15 protein-coding genes are annotated in these 15,814 nt (G+C 58.9%); 6 read left to right on the forward strand and 9 right to left on the reverse strand.

Translation table 11 applies throughout. The features are described 5' to 3' along the window. Positions 1–54 precede the first annotated feature (54 nt). Together tsaB and ACJ8IJ_RS01785 are read right to left on the reverse strand one after the other, a co-directional pair. Positions 55–756: a tRNA (adenosine(37)-N6)-threonylcarbamoyltransferase complex dimerization subunit type 1 TsaB gene (tsaB, locus tag ACJ8IJ_RS01780; RefSeq protein ID WP_346594479.1), complete on the reverse strand. Its 702-nt coding sequence runs from the start codon at positions 754–756 to the stop codon at positions 55–57. 79 nt (positions 757–835) lie between these two features. Continuing rightward, positions 836–2,752: an ATP-dependent DNA helicase gene (locus ACJ8IJ_RS01785; protein WP_004932318.1), complete on the reverse strand. Its 1,917-nt coding sequence runs from the start codon at positions 2,750–2,752 to the stop codon at positions 836–838. Between the two features lie 133 nt (positions 2,753–2,885). Here ACJ8IJ_RS01785 and ACJ8IJ_RS01790 point away from each other — a divergent pair, with 133 nt between their 5' ends. After that, positions 2,886–3,230, forward strand: coding sequence for a RidA family protein (locus ACJ8IJ_RS01790; RefSeq protein ID WP_015378124.1), 345 nt, complete (start codon positions 2,886–2,888; stop codon positions 3,228–3,230). 62 nt (positions 3,231–3,292) lie between these two features. On the opposite strand, the gene mdtI is transcribed toward ACJ8IJ_RS01790, so the two are convergent. From mdtI to zwf, 4 genes are all read right to left on the reverse strand, one after another. Next, on the reverse strand, positions 3,293–3,622 hold the full coding sequence (gene mdtI / locus ACJ8IJ_RS01795; RefSeq protein WP_004932324.1) for a multidrug/spermidine efflux SMR transporter subunit MdtI: 330 nt from the start codon (positions 3,620–3,622) through the stop codon (positions 3,293–3,295). Further along, positions 3,609–3,977: a multidrug/spermidine efflux SMR transporter subunit MdtJ gene (gene mdtJ, locus ACJ8IJ_RS01800; RefSeq protein ID WP_004932327.1), complete on the reverse strand. Its 369-nt coding sequence runs from the start codon at positions 3,975–3,977 to the stop codon at positions 3,609–3,611. The genes mdtI and mdtJ overlap by 14 nt, the downstream gene beginning before the upstream one ends. A gap of 552 nt (positions 3,978–4,529) precedes the next feature. Further along, positions 4,530–5,171, reverse strand: a complete 642-nt coding sequence (locus ACJ8IJ_RS01805) for a bifunctional 4-hydroxy-2-oxoglutarate aldolase/2-dehydro-3-deoxy-phosphogluconate aldolase (protein WP_004932329.1) — start codon at positions 5,169–5,171, stop codon at positions 4,530–4,532. A 154-nt stretch (positions 5,172–5,325) separates the two neighbouring features. Continuing rightward, positions 5,326–6,801, reverse strand: coding sequence for a glucose-6-phosphate dehydrogenase (gene zwf / locus ACJ8IJ_RS01810; protein WP_004932333.1), 1,476 nt, complete (start codon positions 6,799–6,801; stop codon positions 5,326–5,328). A 447-nt stretch (positions 6,802–7,248) separates the two neighbouring features. On the opposite strand from zwf, the gene ACJ8IJ_RS01815 reads away from it, so the two are divergent. The 3 genes from ACJ8IJ_RS01815 (at position 7,249) to ACJ8IJ_RS01825 (ending at position 10,720) form a co-directional block, all read left to right on the forward strand. Then, positions 7,249–8,121 (forward strand): MurR/RpiR family transcriptional regulator, encoded by an 873-nt coding sequence (locus ACJ8IJ_RS01815; protein WP_004932335.1) that lies wholly within the window; start codon positions 7,249–7,251, stop codon positions 8,119–8,121. A 189-nt stretch (positions 8,122–8,310) separates the two neighbouring features. Further along, on the forward strand, positions 8,311–9,753 hold the full coding sequence (gene pyk / locus ACJ8IJ_RS01820) for a pyruvate kinase (RefSeq protein WP_004932339.1): 1,443 nt from the start codon (positions 8,311–8,313) through the stop codon (positions 9,751–9,753). An 85-nt stretch (positions 9,754–9,838) separates the two neighbouring features. Further along, entirely contained in the window at positions 9,839–10,720 is an 882-nt protein-coding gene (locus ACJ8IJ_RS01825) for a leucine-rich repeat domain-containing protein (protein ID WP_049186199.1), read from the forward strand. 49 nt (positions 10,721–10,769) lie between these two features. On the opposite strand, the gene lpxM is transcribed toward ACJ8IJ_RS01825, so the two are convergent. From lpxM to znuA, 3 genes are all read right to left on the reverse strand, one after another. Further along, positions 10,770–11,738, reverse strand: coding sequence for a lauroyl-Kdo(2)-lipid IV(A) myristoyltransferase (gene lpxM / locus ACJ8IJ_RS01830; RefSeq protein ID WP_004932345.1), 969 nt, complete (start codon positions 11,736–11,738; stop codon positions 10,770–10,772). A gap of 149 nt (positions 11,739–11,887) precedes the next feature. Then, positions 11,888–13,210 carry a murein DD-endopeptidase MepM gene (gene mepM, locus ACJ8IJ_RS01835; RefSeq protein ID WP_442518210.1) on the reverse strand — a complete coding sequence of 441 codons (1,323 nt, stop codon included), beginning with the start codon at positions 13,208–13,210 and terminating at the stop codon, positions 11,888–11,890. Positions 13,211–13,231: 21 nt separating this feature from the next. Then, entirely contained in the window at positions 13,232–14,176 is a 945-nt protein-coding gene (znuA, locus tag ACJ8IJ_RS01840) for a zinc ABC transporter substrate-binding protein ZnuA (protein ID WP_041922343.1), read from the reverse strand. A gap of 78 nt (positions 14,177–14,254) precedes the next feature. Between znuA and znuC the strand changes: the two genes are divergently transcribed. Beyond that, positions 14,255–15,013 (forward strand): zinc ABC transporter ATP-binding protein ZnuC, encoded by a 759-nt coding sequence (znuC, locus tag ACJ8IJ_RS01845; protein ID WP_004932357.1) that lies wholly within the window; start codon positions 14,255–14,257, stop codon positions 15,011–15,013. Further along, positions 15,010–15,795 (forward strand): zinc ABC transporter permease subunit ZnuB, encoded by a 786-nt coding sequence (znuB, locus tag ACJ8IJ_RS01850; RefSeq protein WP_154871181.1) that lies wholly within the window; start codon positions 15,010–15,012, stop codon positions 15,793–15,795. Before znuC ends, znuB begins: the two co-directional genes overlap by 4 nt. Positions 15,796–15,814: the final 19 nt, after the last annotated feature.

The following is a 15,814-nucleotide window of genomic DNA, read 5'->3' on the forward strand; positions in this document are numbered from 1 at the left end:
TTCAAGTTGCAACCCCTCATCGCCCGGCATCAACATCAGCACAATACGCCGCAATCAGTCGCGGCCCGGCAGTTTTTTCCAGGTGACTTCATTGCGCAGATAGGTCGGCTCGGCGTTTTCCACCGCTACCGCCAGCCCTTCTTGCCAGGCCTGCAGCGCCAGCGGCAGCATGTCTTCCGCCTGCGGCAACAGCATCTGGCCGTCGCGCACGCTCAGCGTGGAACCGTTGACCAGATCGGGATAGGTTTGCCACCCGGTGCCAACATGGGCCCATTCGCCCTGCAGGCGCTGCGCACGCTCCAGCGCCTGCGCCGGCGACAGCACCGCCTCGCCTTCGCTTTCCAACCAGCGGCCGTCCGCCTGGCGTTCGAACTGCCCCCAGTAAACTTCACCCATGCGCGCATCGATCGCCGCCAGCACACGCTCCGCGCCGCTGACGCGCCAGGCGCCCTGCGCCATGGTTTGCAGCGTGGAAACGCCGATCATCGGCAGATCGGCGCCCAGCGCCAGGCCTTGAGCGATGCCGATACCGATGCGCACCCCGGTAAAGCTGCCGGGGCCACGGCCGAAGGCCAGCGCATCGAGCTGGTTGAGCGCCAGACCGGATTCCGCCAGCACCTGCTGCACCATAGGTAAAATTCGTTGCGTATGCTCGCGTGGGCACAGCTCAAACAGGGCGTGGATTTCGCCTTGATTCCAGACGGCGACGGAACAGGCTTCCGTCGCGGTATCGATCGCTAAAATTCGCGTGGACATGCCAACCTCTGGCGGGAATAAAACTGGGTTTTTCATACAGGGCGCGCATTGTAGCACAGCCCCGTAAGCCCTTCATCTTTCACGTGGCCGACGTGTCGGCGGCCTGCAGGAAGGCGATTGCCTGCTTCAGATCGCGGGTGCGCGGCGTGGGCGGCAGGCTATTGAGGAACACCTCGCCGTAAGGGCGCATCACCAGACGGTTATCGCAAATCACCAGCACGCCGCGATCGTCGGTGTCGCGGATCAAACGGCCGACGCCCTGTTTCAGGGTGATGACCGCATCCGGCAACTGCACATCATTGAACGGATCGCCGCCACGCAGGCGGCAATCTTCAATACGCGCCTTCAGCAACGGATCGTCCGGTGAGGTAAACGGCAGTTTATCGATGATCACGCAGGACAGCGCATCGCCGCGCACGTCCACCCCTTCCCAGAAGCTGCTGGTCGCCACCAACAGCGCGTTACCGGCGGCGACGAACTGCGCCAACAGCTGCCCTTTGCTGGTTTCCCCCTGCAACAGCACCGGCAGCGTCATCGTGGCGCGAAACTCTTCCGCCAGCTCACGCATCATCTGGTGCGAGGTGCATAAGAAGAAGCAGCGGCCGTTGTTGGCTTCGATTAATGGCCGCAGCATGCGCGCCAGCTGGCGCGCCCCGCCGGGCTGATTCGGCGAAGGCAAAAAGCGCGGCACGCACAGCAACGCCTGTTTGGCATAGTCGAACGGGCTCGGCAGCAGCAGCGTTTTGGCCTTGGTCAGTCCCAAGCGTTCGGTGAAGTGGCCCAGTTGATCGTTGACCGACAGCGTGGCCGAGGTAAAGATCCAGCTGCCCGGCTTCTCGTCCAGCATTTCGCGGAACCGGTCGGCCACCGTCAACGGCGTCAGCGCCAACACGAAGTGGCGCGAATTGCACTCATACCAATAGCTGTAGCCCGGCTCCGTCACCGCCTTGAGGCGTTTGAGACGCGCGCGGTACAGCGTGGCGCGCTCAAAGGCGGCGTCCAGCAGCGCCGAACGCCCCAGAGACAGCTTCATCACGTCGTAACACAGCTCCAGCGCGTCATCGAGCAGCAATAAAGCGCGCTGCACGTTCGGTTCCCCGAGCACATCGCGCAGATTGCCGCGAAAACCCGGCTCTCCCAGATTAAGGCGAAAATCTTGCGTGCTCAGGCTGAGACGGTCGGCGCTTTTTTGCAGTTGGGCGGCATCGCGCACCTCGGTGCGGTAGGCGATGGTGATGTCCTTCGCCAGATCCAACAATTGGCGGCTGGTGAGCTGCTGGCCGAAATACTGGCTGGCGATGTCGGGGATTTGGTGCGCCTCATCAAAAATCATCACCTCGGCTTCCGGGATCAGCTCGGCGAAACCGCCCTCTTTCACCACCATATCCGCCAGGAACAGGTGATGGTTCACCACCACCACATCCGCATCCATCGCGCGGCGGCGCGCTTTGACCACGAAGCAATCCTGATACAGCGGGCAGTCGCTGCCGAGACAGTTATCATTGGTGCTGGTCACCAATGGCCAGACGAAACTGTCTTCCGCCACTTCGCTGCAGGTGCTGATGTCGCCTTCTTTGGTCTGCGACGACCACTTGCGCAGCTGCACCAAATCGATCAGCGTCTGCCCCGCCAGCTCCCCGCCGGCCATCGACTGTTGCTCCAGCCGCTCCAGACACAGGTAGTTGGAGCGTCCCTTCAGCAGCGCCAGCTTGCCTTTGTACTTCAGCGCCTTGGCGACGGTGGGCAGATCGCGCGCATACAGCTGATCCTGCAACGCTTTCGAACCGGTCGAGATGATCACTTTGCGATCGGCGCGCAACGCCGGCGCCAGATAAGCGAAGGTTTTGCCGGTGCCGGTGCCGGCTTCCACCACCAGCTCCTGCTTGAAATTGATCGCTTCGGTAACGGCTTGCGCCATCTGCCGCTGCGGCTCACGCGGTTTGAATCCCTTGATAGCCTGCGCCAATGCGCCGTCTGTTGCAAAATCGTCTGTCACGCTGTCTCTCTGCCGGTGTCATTCAGCGGTGATTATGCCAAGCCTGTCGCCCGGCTACCACCCACTTTATCGCCGCGCTTTTTCATCACCGGCTGTGCTACCCTTAGCGGGACTATGATATGGAGATAAGCAAATGAATATCGAAAGAATTGATCCCGATCAGCGCTGGTCCGAAGCCGTGGTGCACAACGAGACCGTTTACTACACCAGCGTGCCAGAGAATCTGGACGATGACGCAACCGCGCAGACCGCCAACGCTCTTGCCGCCATCGACGTGCTGCTGGCGCGCGTAGGCTCGGATAAAAGCCGCATTTTGGACGCCACCATCTTCCTGGCCAATACCGCCGACTTCGCCGCGATGAACGCCGCCTGGGACGCCTGGGTGGTTGCCGGCAGCGCGCCGGTGCGCTGCACCGTGCAGGCGCAGCTGATGAATCCGAAATATAAAGTGGAAATCAAAATCATCGCCGCGCTGTAAGCCTGAGCGCAGACGAAAAAAAACCGCAGACGGCAACGCCTGCGGTTTTTTATTGCCCGCTATCAGGACAGTTTAAGGATCACCATCCCCGCCAGCAACAACGCCAGGCCAATCCAACCTTTGGCGTTCAACCGCTGGCCGAACATGATCCAGCCTGCGGCGATGGTGGCGGCGATACCGAAACCGCCCCACAACGCGTAAGCGATCGACAGATCGATGCCCTTCACCGCCTGCGCCAGGGCGCTGAACGCGCCGAGCACCGACAGCAGCGACAACAGCCCCAGCCAAATTTTACGGAAGCCGTCCGACATCTTCAGGAAGATGTTGGCGATGATTTCCAGCACGATGGCCAGCCCCAGGAACCCAATGTGGTACAACTCAAACTGTTGCATGGTTGTCACCTCGCGGGCTGACCTGTTTTCGCTCTTTGCGGGTACCGGATTTCACCAGCATGATGCCGGCGATCAGCGTAGCCAGACCCAGTACCTTCAGCGCCGAAATGGGCTCGTCGAACCACAGCACGCTGAACAGGGTAATGAACAGAATGCCGATACCTTCCCACAGCGCATAGGCCACGCCCAACGCCACGCGTTTTACCGCCACCGACAGCAACACATAAGACGCGGTGATCATCACGTACATCACGATATGTCCGATCATGCCGCCATTGACGCTGGCGTATTTCATCGACAAGGTGCCGATGATTTCGGTCATGATGGCCAAACCTAAAAAGATCCAATAAATCATAATTTTTCTCCCAAACGGCGAATAACGCGCGCCAAGGCATATTTATCCCGATTTATCTCGTCGAACGGCCGCAGTACGGCGCGCAAGACGCAGAGATCCCTGGGGATAAACTGACCCAAACGCAAAAAGAATGTTTGCCCGGCTGAACGGTAGAATGAAGGCCTAAGCCCGCTACCCGCACCGGTTAAGGGAGAAAGACGCTATAGCTCGCTGCACCAGTGATGCTCACTGGCAAGGATCGCAGACAGGAAGAGTTGGCACGTAGAGGTTCTGAGGGTAGTTCCGTTAATAGTCATCATAATAGTTCTCTATTATCAGCCGCACACCGTGCGATTTGCCCAATATCCTCATAAAAGTAAAATTTTCAACTGAGATATTTTTACCACAGCCAAAATAAGAAAGCAAACTGCCGTTTTCATCAAAAAGCAGAAAAAAACGGGTTAAAAATAAGAAAGTTAATCGCGATAAAAATTAAAAAAGGCTCAACGGAGCGTTGAGCCTTGCGATATCCGCGGGTGAGCAAATAAGCGCCAACCCCAGGCCTGGCGCGGGTTACAACGCGGCGCCGCTGACGGCGCTGCGCGCCAGTTCAGTGATGCGCGCATAGTCGCCTTTTTCGAGCGCGTCCGCCGGCACCAGCCAGGAACCGCCGATGCAAAGCACGCTTTTCAGCGCCAGATAATCGCGGTAATTGTTTGGCGTAATGCCGCCGGTCGGGCAAAAACGCACCTGCGGGAACGGGCCGCCGATCGCCTGCAGCGCCTTCACGCCGCCGTTGGCTTCCGCCGGGAAGAATTTGAATTCCCGCAGACCGTGATCCATGCCCTGCATCAGTTCAGACACGGTGCTGATGCCCGGGATCAGCGGGATGGGTCCCGCCGTCGCCGCCTGCAGCAAGGCCTCGGTCAGCCCTGGGCTGATGGCGAACTGCGCCCCGGCTTCGGTCACCTGCCGCAACTGCTGCGGGTTGATCACCGTACCGGCGCCGATGATCGCCTCCGGCACCTCTTCGGCGATAGCGCGGATAGACTCCAGCCCGCAGGCGGTGCGCAGCGTCACCTCCAATACCCGCACGCCGCCGGCAACCAGCGCTTTCGCCAGCGGCACCGCCTGCTCCAGCTTGTTGATCACGATAACAGGCACCACCGGCCCCGCCGTCAGGATCTGCTCGGCGCTGGTTTTCCAGTTTTTCATCGTTATTTCTCCATTACTCGCGGTTAACAATGGCACGCCCCTGCCACAGGGCTCCGCACAAATGCGCGGACGTCCGGCCGTACCGTAAGTTATGAGGCCCACGCGCAGATCGCAGGCAAAAAAAAGCCGGCAGACAGGCTGCCGGCATTACGCATTATTCGAACTCGTTCCAGGAGCGGCCGTCACGGGTGATCATCGCCACCGAGGCCACCGGCCCCCAGGTGCCCGCCTGGTAAGGCTTAGGCGCCTCGTTGTCGGCTTTCCATGCGTCCATGATGGAGTCGACCCACTTCCAGGCTTCTTCCACTTCATCGCGGCGCACGAACAGCGCCTGAATGCCGCGCATGGTCTCCAGCAGCAGGCGCTCATAGGCGTCCGCCACGTGCTCCTGGTTGAAGGTTTCCGAGAAGCTCAGGTCCAGCTTGGTGGTCTGCAGACGGTGCTTGTGATCCAGCCCCGGCACCTTGTTCAGCACCTGAATTTCGATACCTTCGTCCGGCTGCAGGCGGATGGTCAGCTTGTTCTGCGGCAACTGCTGGTAAGAATCGCTGAACAGGTTAAGCGGCGGGTTTTTGAAGTACACCACCACTTCCGAACATTTGGTCGGCAGACGTTTACCGGTACGCAGGTAGAACGGCACGCCGGCCCACTGCCAGTTGTCGATATCCACGCGGATAGAGACGAAGGTTTCGGTGCTGCTGCTCTTGTTCGCCCCTTCCTCTTCCAGATAACCCGGCACTTTCTTGCCCTGGACGAAGCCGGCGGTGTACTGACCACGCACGGTGGTTTCCCGGACATTGGTCTGATCGATGCGGCGCAGCGAGCGCAGCACCTTCACCTTCTCGTCGCGGATGCGGTCGGTGGTCAGATCCGCCGGCGGCGACATGGCGATCATGGTCAGGATCTGCAGCAGGTGGTTCTGGATCATGTCGCGCATCTGGCCGGCCTGGTCGAAGTAACCCCAACGCCCTTCGATGCCCACCTCTTCCGCTACGGTGATCTGCACCGAATCGATGGTACGGTTATCCCAGTTGGAGGCGAACAGCGAGTTGGCGAAACGCAGCGCCAACAGGTTCAGCACTGTCTCTTTGCCGAGATAGTGGTCGATACGGTAAACCTGGGATTCGTTGAAGTACTCCGCCACCTGATCGTTGATCACGCGTGAGGACGCCAAATCGGTACCCAGCGGTTTCTCCATCACCACGCGAGCCGGCTCATGGTTCAGCTTGGCTTCGCCCAGCCCTTTGCAGATGGCGCCGAAGGTGCTTGGCGGCATGGCAAAGTAGTTGATGGTGGTGCGGTGCTTCTGATCCAGCATTTTACCCAGTTTGGTAAAGTTCTTGCTGTCGTTGACGTCCAGGTTGCAGAAGTCCAGGCGCGCGCTCAGCGTAGCCCAGAGTTCGTCATCCAGTTTTTCCTTCATGAAGGTGCCAAGCGCTTCCTTGACCACTTCGGTATAGGCTTGTTTATCCCACTCCGCGCGGCCGACGCCGATGATCCGCGTATCCGGGTGGATGTGTCCGGCTTTCTCTAACTGGTACAGGGAAGGCAGCAGCTTACGGCGCGCCAAATCACCTTTCGCGCCGAAAATAACCAGGTCACACGCCTGGGCTGTAGAGGTTACCGCCATGTTCATCTCCTCGTTGCAGGATATTTGTAATTTTCTTACATTACTAATGTACTCTGTTTGACTACGGCCAGCAAACCCGGAGCAAAGCAGAAAAAAAGGCCTCAAGATTCCAGTGGAAAGCGCCAATGTACGCCAACGCCCTCACCACGGGCAAAACTGTAATTTTTCGTCTTTTTTGACGCTCTGTTACCATTATGAAAGTTAGACACAGGTCATATTCTGGTGAAAAAACCCTGCATACGCCGTGTCGAGACTGCCAACGGTTACCAGCACGTAGTATATTTTCACTAAACCGGCATTGATTTCTCCTTTGTTTGAAATCGACATACCCTATCGATTCCAGGTTACAGCCGCTCGTTTGGCGTCTGCTTGCACGGCGAACACGGGCGAAATTCGACGCTGTTGCTTGAAAGCCACAGGGATAAAACCATGAGTGACTCTCGTTATATGAATACGCTGGACAAAATCCAGAGCCATCTGGAGCTCCTGAGCAAATCTGAAAGGAAAGTCGCCGAGGTGATCCTGGCCTCCCCGCAGACCGCCATTCACTCCAGCATCGCCACGCTGGCGCGCATGGCCGACGTCAGCGAACCTACCGTCAACCGTTTTTGCCGCCGCCTTGATACCAAAGGCTTTCCCGATTTCAAACTGCATCTCGCCCAAAGCCTGGCTAACGGCACGCCCTACGTAAACCGTAACGTTGAGGAAGATGACAGCGTCGATTCCTATACCAGCAAGATCTTCGAATCGGTGATGGCCAGCCTGGATACAGTAAAGGCAAATTTGGATATTGCCGCAATCAATCGTGCGGTTGACCTGCTCACCCAGGCAAAAAAGATCTCTTTCTTCGGGCTGGGCGCCTCCGCGGCGGTGGCGCACGATGCGATGAACAAATTTTTCCGCTTCAACATTCCGGTGGTCTACTTTGATGACATCGTCATGCAGCGCATGAGCTGCATGAACTCCAGCGAAGGCGACGTGGTGGTGCTGATCTCACACACCGGCCGCACCAAGAATCTGGTGGAGATGGCCCACCTGGCGCGGGAGAACGACGCCACGGTACTGGCTATCACCTCGCGCGACACCCCGCTCGCCCAGGCGGCGACCCTGGCCCTGCTGCTCGACGTGCCCGAAGACACCGACGTTTACATGCCGATGGTGTCGCGGATCGCGCAATTAACGCTCATTGACGTGCTCGCCACCGGATTTACCTTGCGCCGAGGGGCTAAATTCAGAGATAACTTGAAGCGGGTCAAAGAAGCGCTCAAAGAATCGCGCTTTGATAAAGGCGTGGTCATTCCCAACAGTTTTGATTCGTGACCCGACGAAGAAAAAATCGCCGTTCAACAGACATTTGAATGACGGCATCAGAGGCGGTACCCTGTTAACATGCTCATACGGGTAACCCGGGTGAAATATCAGTGTTGTAAAATTACATTTCACGCCTGGTTTCGTTATCCGACGTTATCGCAACACCAATATTTGCTTCACCAGTCAACGGAGTAATACATGTCCAGACGGCTCAGAAGAACCAAAATCGTTACCACCCTGGGTCCGGCTACAGACCGCGACAATAATCTGGAAAAGATCATTGCCGCCGGCGCCAACGTAGTTCGGCTTAACTTCTCCCACGGCAGCCCGGAAGATCACCAGGCTCGCGCTGACAAAGTACGCGAAATTGCTGCCAAGCTGGGGCGTCACGTCGCTATCCTCGGCGATCTGCAAGGGCCGAAAATTCGCGTATCCACCTTCAAGGAAGGCAAAATCTTCCTCAACGTGGGCGATAAATTCCTGCTGGACGCCAACCTGTCAAAAGGCGAAGGCGATAAAGAAAAAGTCGGTATCGACTATAAAGGCCTGCCAGCCGATGTGGTGCCGGGCGACGTCCTGCTGCTCGATGACGGCCGCGTTCAGCTGAAAGTGCTCGAAGTTCAGGGCATGAAAGTGTTTACCGAAGTGACCGTCGGCGGCCCGCTGTCCAACAACAAGGGCATCAACAAACTCGGCGGCGGCCTGTCGGCCGAAGCGCTGACCGAAAAAGACAAGGCGGACATCGTGACCGCCGCCAAGATTGGCGTCGACTACCTGGCGGTCTCCTTCCCGCGTACCGGTGAAGACCTGAATTATGCCCGCCGCCTGGCGCGCGATGCCGGCTGCAACGCCAAGATCGTGTCCAAGGTTGAGCGCGCCGAAGCGGTTTGCACCGACGAAGCGATGGACGACATTATTCTGGCCTCCGACGTGGTGATGGTGGCCCGTGGCGACCTGGGCGTCGAAATCGGCGATCCGGAACTGGTCGGCATTCAGAAGAAACTGATCCGCCGCGCCCGCACCCTGAACCGCGCGGTGATCACCGCGACCCAGATGATGGAGTCGATGATCACCAACCCGATGCCGACCCGCGCCGAAGTCATGGACGTGGCCAACGCCGTGCTGGACGGCACCGACGCCGTCATGCTGTCGGCGGAAACCGCCGCTGGCCAATACCCGGCGGAAACCGTGGCGGCGATGGCGCGCGTTTGTCTGGGTGCCGAGAAGATCCCGAGCATCAACGTTTCCAAACACCGCCTGGACGTACAGTTCGACAACATCGAAGAGGCGATCGCCATGTCTTCGATGTATGCCGCCAACCACCTGAAAGGCGTCACCGCGCTGATCGCCATGACCGAATCCGGCCGCACTGCGCTGATGATGTCGCGCATCAGCTCCGGCCTGCCGATCTTCGCCATGTCGCGTCATGAGCACACGCTGAACCTGACCGCACTGTATCGCGGCGTGACGCCGGTGTATTTCGACAGCCACAAAGACGGCGTGATCGCCGCTAATGAAGCCGTCAATCGCCTGCGTGATAAAGGCTTCCTGGTCTCCGGCGATCTGGTGATCGTCACCCAGGGCGACGTGATGGAAACCGTCGGCACCACCAATACCAGCCGTATCCTGCGCGTCGAGTAATCCACGCCGCAGACGACATGCCGGCCGGCTCACGTTGGCCGGCATTTTTTTTGCTCTGACACTGCCATAAACGACGGAGAACGCCATGCTCCACCAACGCAATCCAGCCTCGACCGGTGATGCGCTCGATCTCGATGGGCGCGGTCTGACGCAGCTCGACGAATCGCAGCTAACCGGCCACGCGCTGCGCAAAATCAGCCTGTACGACAATCAGCTGACGGCCTTCCCCGCCTCCATCTTGCAACACCGCAACCTGCAGGTGCTGAACATCTCCTGCAATCAGCTCGACCGCCTGCCGCCGGAGATTGGCCTGTTGCAACAGCTTGAGATGTTCGACTTCGGTCACAATCGCGCCAGCGAACTGCCTGAAACATTGGGGCAACTGCACCGGCTGAAATACCTCTACCTGAGCGATAACGGCTTTAGCGACCTGCCGCGTGCGCTGGCGCAACTGCAGCTGTTGGTTTACCTCAACGCGACCGATAACCAACTGACCGCCTTGCCGCAGGCAATACCGAATCTGGCGGCGTTGCAGGAGCTGCGTTTATACAACAACCGCATCGGCAGCCTGCCCGCCGAAATCGGGCAGCTGCGCGCGCTGCGCGAGTTGCATATCATGAAAAATGCCCTGACCACGCTGCCGGCGGAAATGGCTCTGCTCGGCGAGCTTGAGATACTCGACGCGGCCAGCAACGCCATCGCCGAACTGCCGGCAGCCTTCTGCCGGCTGCCGCGGTTGAGCGAGTTGAACCTGCGTTTCAACCAGCTGACGCGCCTGCCGGAAAATATCGGTGAGCTGACGGCGCTGAGAAGCCTGGATCTGCGCGCCAACCGCCTGAGCGACCTGCCGGAAAGCCTCGGTGAACTGAGCCGGCTGCGCAAGCTGGATCTGCGCTGGAATGATTTCACCCACATACCTAAAATCGTCGACATCCTGCGGGCTCGCGGCTGTAGGGTGCACATCTGAAGAGACGCCGGCCAGGTTGTGGCCCTGCCGGCGTTAGCGGTAGAAAGGATTAACGATACAGATCGTCGCGCGAGTAGGGTTCAATCTCCCCTTCTTTGCGCGTCTTCAACAGTTTGAGGATCCAGGTGTACTGCTCCGGGTTCGGGCCCACCAGATTCTCAACCTCTTCGTTCATGCGGCGGGCAATGCGCGGATCGTCCGCTTCGGCCAGATCGTCCATCGGCTCGCGAATATAAATATCCAGCATGCTGGTTTTGCCGTCGTACACCGGGAACAACGGCACGATCGCCGCACGACACACTTTCATCAACCGCCCGACCGCCGGCAACGTCGCCTTATAGGTGGCAAAGAAGTCGACAAACTCACTGTGCTCAGCGCCGTGGTCCTGATCGGGCAGATAGTAACCCCAATATCCCTGGCGAACCGAACTGATAAACGGTTTGATGCCGTCATTGCGTGCGTGCATGCGGCCGCCGAATTTACGACGCACGGCGTTCCACAGGTAGTCGATCAGCTGATTGCGCTGGTTGTGGAACATCGCCGCCATCGGTTGGCCGCGCGCGGCCATCAACATCGCCGGCACATCCACCGCCCAGCCGTGAGGCACCAGGAAAATCACGTTGCGCCCTTCCGCACGGATCTTGTCCAACACCTCTTCACCGTGCCAACGCACGCGCTTGAGCACTTTCTCGGGCTTGGTGCAGGCCAGCTCCGCCATCAGCACCATCGACTGTGGCGCGCAGGCGAACATCTGGTCGATAATGTGCTCACGGTCGCTTTCCGGCAATTCCGGCAAGCAATACAGCAGGTTGATGCGGGCACGACGGCGCGCGCCCTTCGCCAGCTTGCCGGCCAGTTTGCCAACCGCACCCAGCACCGGATCGCGCAGGCGCGCAGGCACCAGCGAAATGCCGGCCATCAGACCGGTTCCCAACCACACGCCCCAGTAGCGCGGATATAAAAAGGCTTTTTGAAACTGCGGAATGAACTCTACGTTCGATTTCTTCTCGTTTTGCATGCACATGCTCTTGGCTTAGCGATTCGGCTAATCATAATTGCCAGCACCGATTTTGCAATTAACAACCGCGAACCGCCCAGATAAAACAGCATCGGCCCGCAATCAGGCCGATGAAATTAACGGCGCCGAAGCGCCGGAAAAAGGGGGCGTTAATCCAACTGCAGCTGAGGAACCACTTCCTTCACCTGCGCCAGATAATCGCTGCGGTCTTTGCCGCCCAGCCCTTCGGAACGCGGCAGTTTGGCCGTCAGCGGGTTCACCGCCTGTTGGCCGGTCCACAGTTCAAAGTGCAGATGCGGCCCGGTGGAACGGCCGGTGTTGCCGGAGAGCGCAATGCGATCGCCGCGTTTCACCTTCTGGCCTGGTTTCACCAGCAGTTTTTTCAGGTGCATATAGCGCGTGGTGTACTGACGACCGTGGCGGATCGCCACATAGTTACCCGCTGCGCCGCTGCGTTTGGCGATCACCACCTCACCGTCACCGACCGCCAGCACAGGCGTGCCGACCGGCATGGCGAAATCAACGCCCTTGTGCGGCGCCACGCGGCCGGTCACCGGGTTCACGCGGCGCGGGTTGAAGTTGGAGGAGATGCGGAACTGTTTCATGGTCGGGAAACGCATGAAGCCGCGCGCCAGGCCAGAGCCCTGGCGATCGTAGAATTTGCCGTCTTCGGCGCGGATCGCATAGTAATCCTTGCCGCCGGTGCGCAAACGCACGCCCAACAGCTGGCTTTGCGATCTCTTACCGTCGAAATGCTCACGCGACATCAGCACGGAGAACTGATCGCCTTTGCGCAGCTTGCGGAAATCGAGCTGCCACTGCAACGCCTTGATCACCGAGTTGATTTCGTTACGGCTCAGCCCGGCGTCGCCGGCGCTGCTGACGAAGCTGCCGTTGACCCGGCCGCTGATCACGTTGTTGCGCCATTCGCCCTGCTGCGCCTCTTTTGACTCCTTGAAGCTGTTGCCGACGCGATCATAGGTGCGAGTTTCGCGGCGGGAAACCTCCCAGGTCAACTGCTGCAAATCGCCTGCGTCGTTCACGGTCCACGACAGCTGTTGGCCGATCTTCAGGTTACGCAGATCGCGGTTTTGCGAAGCCAGCAAGGTGACATCCGACATATCGATGCCGTACTGCGTCAGAATGCTGCCAAGGGTGTCACCGGTGGAAACCACATATTCATGCACGCCATCATCGCCGGCATCCTTCTGGTCCAGCTCATCCTGCGGGATTTCGTCATCGGGGGTGGGTTGGTCGACATCTATCGGTTCACTGGCTTCAGGGAGCAATGACCGCATCTGGCTGGATTCTAACTCGACGCTCTTGGCGATGGGGTTGTGTTCTGGGTGGTAAACAAAAGGCCGCCAAACAGCGACGGCCAATGTGACGACTGTCAGCGACCCCAGCATGACGCGGTGGGGCCGTGGCAGGTTGTTATACGCCAGAGCGATAGTTCGGACTATCTGCTGCACTCGATATTATCCTCATAAGCTTTACTTCAGGCAGCTCACGTACTGGTTTGACAGCTGAGTCAGGAATTTCCCGTAGCTGTCCTTCTCCAGCGCGATGCCGGTGCCCAGCGGGTCCAGCGTTCCGGAACGCACTTTGGTACCCTTGGCGACGGCATTGATTACGGCCGGCCTGAATTGTGGCTCAGCAAAAACGCATACCGCTTTCTGCTCAACCAACTGTGTTCGAATTTGGTGTAGGCGCTGTGCTCCAGGCTGAATTTCGGGATTGACGGTGAAATGGCCCAGCGGACTCAAACCGTAGTGTTTTTCAAAGTAGCCGTAAGCATCATGAAAAACAAAATAACCCTTACCTTGCACAGGCGTAAGCATGTTACCAACATTTTTGTCAGTTTGCGTCAGCAGATTCTCGAACTGGCGCAGGTTTGCGTCTAATTTGTCCTTATTTTGCGGCATAAGTTCCAACAATCTGTCGTGAATCGCGATCGCGGTCACTTTTGCTATCTCCGGCGACAGCCAAACGTGCATATTGTACTCGCCGTGATGATGCCCGTGATCGTCATCGGCATGGTTATGCGCTTCGCCTGCATGTTCATGATCGTCGTCCTCTTCGCCTTTCATCAGCAGCGGCTTCACCGCCGGCAGTTCGCTGATAGCCAGCTTTCGGGTCGCCGAGATCGGCACCAGCGCCTTGGTCAGGAACGCTTCCATGTCCGGCCCGACCCACAACACCAGGTCAGCGGAACGCAAGCGTTGGATATCGGAAGGACGCAACGCAAAATCGTGCGGCGAAGCGCCGTCCGGCAGCAACACCTCGGTCGGCGTCACGCCGTCGGCGATGGCCGCAGCGATAAAGCCTAAGGGGCGAATCGAGGTCACCACCGCAGCGGAAGCGCTGCTCAGCGGGCCGGCCATCAACAGTGCGCTGGCCAGCAGCGTGCGCTGCAGCCATTTATTTTTCTTTGCCATCATCAGTAATCCCATCGTTTTCATCAACAAGGCGTGATATTATAACATCCGCTTCGTTCTGCAACCTGTAATCTCGAGATGTCTACACTGATAACGCTAAAAAATATCTCCGTCGCCTTCGGCAGCCGCAAGGTGCTGTCGAACATTTCCCTCAGCCTGCAGCCCGGCCGTATTCTCACGCTGCTTGGCCCGAACGGCGCGGGCAAATCCACACTGGTACGCGTGGTGCTGGGATTGGTCAAACCAACCGCCGGCACGCTGGAGCGGGAGCCCGACCTGCGCATCGGCTACGTGCCGCAAAAACTCCACCTCGACGCCACCCTGCCGCTGACCGTCAGCCGCTTTATGCGTCTCAAGCCCGGCGTAAAGAAAGCCGACATTCTGCCGGCGCTCAAGCGCGTGCACGCCGCCCACCTGCTCGACCAGCCGATGCAGAAGCTCTCCGGCGGTGAAAACCAGCGCGTACTGCTGGCGCGAGCGCTGCTGAATAAACCGCAGTTGCTGGTGCTGGACGAACCCACGCAAGGGGTGGACGTCAACGGTCAACTGGCGCTGTACGATTTGATCGATCAGCTGCGTAAAGAGCTGGGCTGCGCCGTGCTGATGGTCTCGCACGATCTGCATCTGGTGATGGCGAAAACCGACGAGGTGTTGTGCCTCAATCAGCACATCTGCTGCTCCGGCGCGCCGGAGGTGGTCTCGATGCATCCCGAATTTATCGCCATGTTCGGCAACCGCGGCGCAGAGCAGCTGGCGGTGTATCGCCACCATCACAACCACCGCCACGACCTGCAGGGAAGAATTGTCTTGAAGAAAACCGGGAGCCGCGAAGCATGATCGAATTGTTACTTCCCGGCTGGCTGGCCGGGGTGTTGCTGGCTAGCGCCGCCGGGCCGCTGGGCTCCTTTGTGGTTTGGCGCCGCATGTCCTACTTCGGCGACACCCTGGCGCACGCCTCGCTGCTCGGCGTCGCCTTTGGTCTGCTGCTGGACATCAATCCTTTCTATGCGGTGATCGCCATTACGCTGCTGCTGGCCCTGGCCCTGGTGTGGCTGGAACGCCGCCCGCAGCTTTCGGTAGATACCCTGCTCGGCATTCTGGCCCACAGCGCCCTGTCGCTGGGTCTGGTGGTGGTGGCGTTGATGTCCAACGTGCGGGTCGATCTGATGGCCTACCTGTTCGGCGATCTGCTGTCGGTCACGCTGAGCGACATCGTGATGATCGCCGGCGGCGTCGCCGTGGTGCTGTTGGTGCTGTGGTGGCAATGGCGCGATCTGCTGTCGATGACCATCAGCCCGGAGCTGGCGCACGTCGACGGCGTCAATTTGGCGCGGGCGCGTACCGTGCTGATGCTGGTCACCGCGTTGACCATCGGCCTGGCGATGAAATTCGTCGGCGCACTGATCATCACCTCGCTGCTGATCATTCCGGCGGCGACCGCTCGCCGCTTCGCGCGCACACCGGAGCAGATGGCGGGTATCGCGGTACTGCTCGGCATGGTGGCGGTTACCGGCGGCCTGGCCTTCTCGGCATTTTACGATACGCCGGCCGGCCCTTCGGTGGTGCTCTGCGCTGCCGTGCTGTTCACGCTGAGCCTGTTCAAAAAACAACAGGCTTGATTAAAGCCGGGATATGACA

It is taken from the genome of Serratia sp. CY40230 (assembly GCF_052168835.1).
Taxonomy (GTDB): domain Bacteria; phylum Pseudomonadota; class Gammaproteobacteria; order Enterobacterales; family Enterobacteriaceae; genus Serratia; species Serratia nematodiphila.